Origin of the sequence: Nocardioides sp. NPDC057577 (genome assembly GCF_042801335.1) — a bacterium.
Taxonomy (GTDB): Bacteria; Actinomycetota; Actinomycetes; order Propionibacteriales; family Nocardioidaceae; genus Nocardioides.
In genome coordinates this window covers 1-5,927 of sequence record NZ_JBHVGB010000117.1, presented here as the reverse complement: position 1 = coordinate 5,927, position 5,927 = coordinate 1, and the positions used below count along the sequence as shown (strand labels likewise).

6 protein-coding genes are annotated in these 5,927 nt (G+C 68.1%); 1 reads left to right on the top strand and 5 read right to left on the bottom strand.

What is annotated here, in order from left to right; genetic code table 11:
• Positions 1-99: 99 nt before the first annotated feature.
• From ACFU7D_RS20275 to ACFU7D_RS20255, 5 genes are all read right to left on the bottom strand, one after another.
• Entirely contained in the window at positions 100-1,029 is a 930-nt protein-coding gene (locus ACFU7D_RS20275; protein ID WP_378870458.1) for a hypothetical protein, read from the bottom strand.
• Positions 1,030-1,145: 116 nt separating this feature from the next.
• The gene (gene clpX / locus ACFU7D_RS20270; protein ID WP_160024669.1) at positions 1,146-2,438 is read right to left on the bottom strand and encodes an ATP-dependent Clp protease ATP-binding subunit ClpX; all 1,293 of its coding nucleotides are present in this window, start codon (positions 2,436-2,438) and stop codon (positions 1,146-1,148) included.
• Between the two features lie 100 nt (positions 2,439-2,538).
• Complete coding sequence (locus ACFU7D_RS20265) at positions 2,539-3,144, bottom strand: ATP-dependent Clp protease proteolytic subunit (protein ID WP_355231559.1); 606 nt, start codon at positions 3,142-3,144, stop codon at positions 2,539-2,541.
• 4 nt (positions 3,145-3,148) lie between these two features.
• On the bottom strand, positions 3,149-3,811 hold the full coding sequence (locus ACFU7D_RS20260) for an ATP-dependent Clp protease proteolytic subunit (protein ID WP_378870483.1): 663 nt from the start codon (positions 3,809-3,811) through the stop codon (positions 3,149-3,151).
• A 121-nt stretch (positions 3,812-3,932) separates the two neighbouring features.
• Positions 3,933-4,943, bottom strand: coding sequence for a hypothetical protein (locus tag ACFU7D_RS20255; RefSeq protein WP_378870455.1), 1,011 nt, complete (start codon positions 4,941-4,943; stop codon positions 3,933-3,935).
• A 209-nt stretch (positions 4,944-5,152) separates the two neighbouring features.
• Between ACFU7D_RS20255 and ACFU7D_RS20250 the strand changes: the two genes are divergently transcribed.
• Positions 5,153-5,905, top strand: a complete 753-nt coding sequence (locus ACFU7D_RS20250; protein ID WP_378870453.1) for a hypothetical protein — start codon at positions 5,153-5,155, stop codon at positions 5,903-5,905.
• Positions 5,906-5,927: the final 22 nt, after the last annotated feature.

Genomic DNA, 5,927 nt, shown 5'->3' with positions numbered 1-5,927 from the left:
GTTTCCGGGGCCTGCTTCGTCCCTCACTGCAGCCGAGCGCCCGGGGGGAATCGCTCGGCCGGTCACTCTGGCGTGGTGCAGTCGCCATCGGAGTGATCCCTACTGCACCGACTTCTCGGCACAAGTCTGGTCGTCCTTGCTGCCTCTCTTCGGCTCCTGCTCCGGCTCCGATGCTTCCGTCGTCCCCGGGTTGGAGGGCTCAGTGTCGGACGGCTCAGCGGATTCGGTGGTGGCCTCGGGTTCGGCTGCGGGCGACGACCCTACCGGTGTCTTCGGCTCAGCGCACGCCTCATCGCACTCGGGCGTGCCCTTCGAGTCGGGAGCCTCGTCCGCTCCCGGCAGCGTCTTCACATCCTCGGCGATCGCGGCGGTGAGCTCGCAGGCGTTCTCGATGACCTGCTCGGCCTCGGACTCGCGCTTGGTCGACTCCGGGTCGGACTCCTTCGTCTGTGCTGTCTCCTCGTCGGACTCCCGGTCCTTCTTGGGCTCTTCGAGCGGAAGGTCCTCGACCGGGACGCCGGCGTCGGCGGCGATCAGCTGCCGCAGGAACATCGGCACGGCCTCGTCGACGGGGCGGGCGTCCTCCTCGGCCACGAACGGCCACAGCAGCGGCGCCATGATGCCCGGGATCGGCCCCACGGACGGAACCAGCTTGGGTGGCTTGCCGTGGCCCTGGTCCTCACCGGGGTCCGCGGGCGTCGTCGGATCCGCGGACGGCGGCGCGTCGGGCTGCTCGGCGGGCGCGGACGGCGCCTTGTCCGGCTTCTTGTCCTCGCGGCTCTTCGGCGGGGCCGGGTCCTCCCGGTCGCTCTTCCGGTCCGCGTCGGGTGTGGTGCTGGGAATCGTCGACACCCCGGAGACGTCGGGAGACGGCGCCGGAGGGATCACGGTGAAGTCGGCCTGGCCCGAGAGCGTACGCGGCACCCGGTGCAGCGCGGAGACGTCCGGGCTGAGGGTCTGGATGACCACGAGCAGGCCGATGAGCACTACGGCGGCGTAGGCCATCACCGGGCCCCTCTGGAACCTCACGTGCCCACTTCCCTACCGAGTGACGGAGCTGGAAAGGTACAGATGCTCATCAGTGCGTATTGTGTCCGACCGCCCGGGCCAATACCGACCCGGACGGCGAAAATGACCCAAACGGGCTACGCGGACTTCTTCTTGGTTTCCTTCTCACGAGGAACCAGGGTCGGCATCTCGCCGTCGTCGACCACCTCGCGGGTCACGATCACCTTGCCGACGTCACCACGAGAGGGCACGTCGTACATCACGTAGAGGAGGACCTCCTCGATGATCGCCCGCAGGCCTCGGGCACCGGTGCCACGTTCGAGGGCCTTGTCGGCGATGGCGGTGACCGCGTCCTCGGTGAACTCGAGGTCGACGCCGTCGAGGTCGAAGAGTTTCTGGTACTGCTTCACCAGCGCGTTGCGCGGCTCGGTCAGGATCTGGACCAGCGCGGCCTGGTCGAGCTTCTCGACGCTCGCGATCAGCGGCAGCCGACCGATGAACTCCGGGATCAGCCCGAACTTGGTGAGGTCCTCGGGACGCACCAGCTTCAGGAGGTCCTCGGACTCCTTCTCGGCCTTGCCGCGCACCTCGGCGGTGAAGCCGAGGGTCTTCTTGCCGACCCGCTGCTCGATGATGTGCTCCAGACCGGCGAACGCGCCACCCACCACGAAGAGGATGTTGGTGGTGTCGATCTGGATGAACTCCTGATGCGGGTGCTTGCGGCCACCCTGCGGCGGCACCGAGGCGGTGGTGCCCTCGATGATCTTCAGCAGCGCCTGCTGCACGCCCTCACCGGAGACGTCGCGCGTGATCGAGGGGTTCTCCGCCTTGCGGGCCACCTTGTCGATCTCGTCGATGTAGATGATGCCGGTCTCGGCCTTCTTGACGTCGTAGTCGGCGGCCTGGATCAGCTTGAGGAGGATGTTCTCGACGTCCTCGCCGACATAGCCCGCCTCGGTCAGCGCGGTGGCGTCCGCGATCGCGAACGGGACGTTGAGCATCCGGGCCAGCGTCTGCGCCAGGTAGGTCTTGCCGCAGCCGGTCGGGCCGATCACCAAGATGTTGGACTTGGCGACCTCGACCTGCTCCTCCTTGGCGTGCTTGCCAGGACCCTGCGGGCCGCCGGGCTGCAGGCCGGCCTGGACGCGCTTGTAGTGGTTGTAGACCGCCACCGCGAGCGACTTCTTCGCCTGCTCCTGGCCGATGACGTAGGAGTTGAGGAAGTCGAAGATCTCCTTCGGCTTGGGGAGATCGGCGATCTCGACCTCGGAGCCCTCGTTGAGCTCCTCCTCGATGATCTCGTTGCAGAGATCGATGCACTCGTCGCAGATGTAGACGCCGGGACCCGCGATGAGCTTCTTGACCTGCTTCTGGCTCTTCCCGCAGAAGGAGCACTTCAGCAGGTCACCTCCGTCGCCGATGCGTGCCACGAGTGGCCTTCCTTCCCCGACTTGTGCTGCTAGGTCCGAATAGTTACTGACGGTACCCCGCGCCGCGCCCTCAGTGTGGGAGCGGCACGGGGCCCGAAGGTCAAACGAGCTGCGGCGTCTTGAGCGACTCGAGAACCGAGTCGATCAGGCCGTACTCGACCGCCTGGGCGGCGGTGAGGATCTTGTCGCGCTCGATGTCGTGGCTGACCTCGTCCATCGACTTGCCACTGTGGTCGGCGATCATCTTCTCGAGCAGCTCACGCATCCGCAGGATCTCGTTGGCCTGGATCTCGATGTCCGAGGTCTGGCCGAAGGTGCCCTCGGTGTAGGGCTGGTGGATCAGGATGCGGCTGTTGGGCAGCGCCATCCGCTTGCCGTGCGCACCCGCGCCGAGCAGGATCGCGGCAGCCGAAGCGGCCTGACCGATGCAGACGGTCTGCACGTCCGGCTTGATGAACTGCATCGTGTCGTAGATCGCGGTGCACGCCGTGAACGAGCCACCGGGGCTGTTGATGTAGATCGAGATGTCCTGGTCCGGGTTCATCGACTGCAGGCAGAGCAGCTGGGCGATGACCGCGTTGGCGACATCGTCGCTGATCGGGGTGCCCAGGTAGATGATCCGGTCCTCGAAGAGCTTGGCGTAGGGGTCGATCCGGCGGACGCCGTACGACGTACGCTCCTCCCACTGCGGGATGTAGTAGTTCATGTCCTCAGTCCTTCTTGTGAGCGGGGCGGCCCTCGTCGGAGGCTTCCTTGGCACTCCGGATGACCTGGTCGACCAGGCCGTAGTCGAGAGCTTCGGCGGCGGTGAACCAGCGGTCGCGGTCGGCGTCCGTGGTGACCTGCTCGACGCTCTGGCCGGTGTGCTCGCTGATCAGATCGAGCAGCACCTTCTTGATGTGCAGCGACTGCTGGGCCTGGATCTTGATGTCGGAGGCCGAGCCACCCATGCCCGAGGAGGGCTGGTGCATCATGATCCGCGCGTGCGGCAGCGCGTAGCGCTTGCCCTTCGCGCCGGCGCACAGCAGGAACTGGCCCATCGAGGCGGCCAGGCCCATGCCGACGGTGGCGACGTCGTTGGGGATGTAGTTCATCGTGTCGTAGATGGCCATACCGGCATCCACCGAGCCACCGGGCGAGTTGATGTGAAGGAAGATGTCGGCATCGGGGTCCTCCGCGGAGAGCAGCAGGAGCTGCGCGCAGATCGCGTTGGCGTTCTGGTCGCGGACCTCGGAGCCGAGGAAGACGATGCGCTCCCGCAGCAGTCGGTTGTAGATGTTGTCGTCGAGAAGGCTCAGACCGCCGCCGTTGCCGCCCAGGCTCGGGGAGAGCCCTGGGGCACCGGCATGAGCGTCAGCCGCGCTGGAGTCGATGTTCACAGGATCGACACTAGCCGCCACATCCCGTTGTTCCACGGCTGGTGTGCCATTGTTCGCCGACGGCAGAACTATTGGCGATCGCGTCGCAATCCGGGCGGCGCCGCGATTCCGATGGCTACGCCAGCCAGCGCAGCAGCGCGTCGTGGACCGCCGGATGGTTCGACAGCGGCGTCTCGGCGGTCGAGAGAGCGAAGCGCTCCGCCGTCGGGAACAGGTCGCGCACCCGGCGCGTCCGCAGCGGCGTCTTGTGCCGCCACCACAGCATCTCGCCGAAGAGTCGGCCCACCCGGTTGGGGCGCGACGTCGCCTTGTCGGTGACCAGCAGATAGTCGACGTCCGGTCGCGGCGGGAGCATCGCCTCGTCGGCCCCGACGACCGCGATGCCTGCGAGGTGCTCGTCGAGCTGCTTGCCGACCCCACCCGAGATCGGGGCGGAGGTGACCGCATAGGGGGTCGTGCCGAGGGCGATCAGCTCGGAGACGTACGTCGTCCAGGGCCGCGCCCCGGCGGTGGCCACCCCGAGCGCGTTGCGGGCGATCAGACCACCACCGGCATAGCCGACCAGGACGATGCGCGGCGCGCCGGCAGCATCGATGCGCGACTCCGCCGCGAGAGCGTCGACGCACTCCTGGATCCGGCTGCTGAGCGCGACCGCGGCGGGCACCGACTTGCTGCCGGCCGACACCTGCATGTGCAGCGGCATCCAGCCGAGCAGATCGGCGAGCCGGTCGGCGTACGTCGCTCCGGTCGCCTGCGAGCCCTCGTCCCAGACGGTCTCGCTCTTGCCCGCCGGCGGGATCAGGACCAGGATCCGAGGGCTCGTCCCGACCTGCCGCTGGGCGGCGGCCCACTCCTTCGGGCTGACCGTGCGGCCCTGGTGCCGGACCGCGACGGCGGGTCCGGAGTCGGTGTTGACCACGCCACGGATGATCGGCGTCGCGAGCGCGAACGGGGCCGCGAACGGGCGGCGCGCGAAGGCCGTGATGCGCCAGGCGAGCTTCGCCAGACCGACGAGGCCGGCCACCTTGCCCTGACCGCGGTCGAGCAGCTCCCCGGCGTCGGGGTCCACCGGGGCGTCCTCGACGTTGAGGACCACGGCGCGGACGGTCTCAGGGCTGGGGGTCACGCTGGCAGCGTAGGGCCTCCGCGCCGCCCAGAGGATCACCCGTGGCCACTGCGCGGCCCGCCTGTGTCTCAGATCACACCGCCGCGACCACGTTCAGACCGTTTGCGTTCACTCACGCGTCTGGTGTCTGTGATGCTGTTGTTACTGGTGTTGCGTGACGACAGCGGCCTTCACGGGTTACCGTCGGATGGGTAAGGGGGTGTCCAGGCGTGAGTACCGAGAAGGAATCACATTGCCAGTCGTGCGGTGATGCACTGCTGCCGGGGGCCGTCTACTGCATCGGCTGCGGCACCCCGCTCCTGGCTCCCCCGGAGCAGCACCGTCCGCTCTTCGTGGACGAGCTCGGCGACGGGGAGACCACGGGCCGCACCACGCGCGGGTACTTCTTCGACGACGCTGCCTCACCACCACAGGCGCGACGGAAGGGTCGCACCGCCCCGATCCTGGTGATGATCGTCGTGCTGGTGCTCGTCGCCGGCGTGCTCGGGTTCATCTTCGGCAAGGACGGGATCGGACCCGTGCAGTCCGAGGCGGAGCCGGAGCCTTCGACCAGCCCCACGAGCGAGCCGTCGAGCTCCGTGGACCCGAGCGCCCCGCCCGAGCGTCAGCTGCTCCGCATCTCCCGCCTCGACACCGAGGCGGCCACCAAGCTCATCGGCACCTGGATCCCGCAGCTCGCGGCGGTCGGGGCCGGGGACGGCGGCGACGCCGACTGGCGCCAGGCGCTCACCCGCTACCAGAAGATCAAGACCGCCCACCCCGAGGCGCTGCTCCTCGACACCGGCGAGTGGCCGAGCTCGTACGTGAAACCGGGGATGTACGCCGTCGTGGTGCCCCATCCCAGCGACACCTCCAGCCCCGCGCTGGAGTGGTGCGTCGAGCAGGGACTGTCGAAGACCGACTGTGCTGCCAAGCACCTGGAGGTCTCGGGCGACCCGACGGACAACTTCGACGCCCAGTAGCGCCGAGCCACCCGAAAACGAC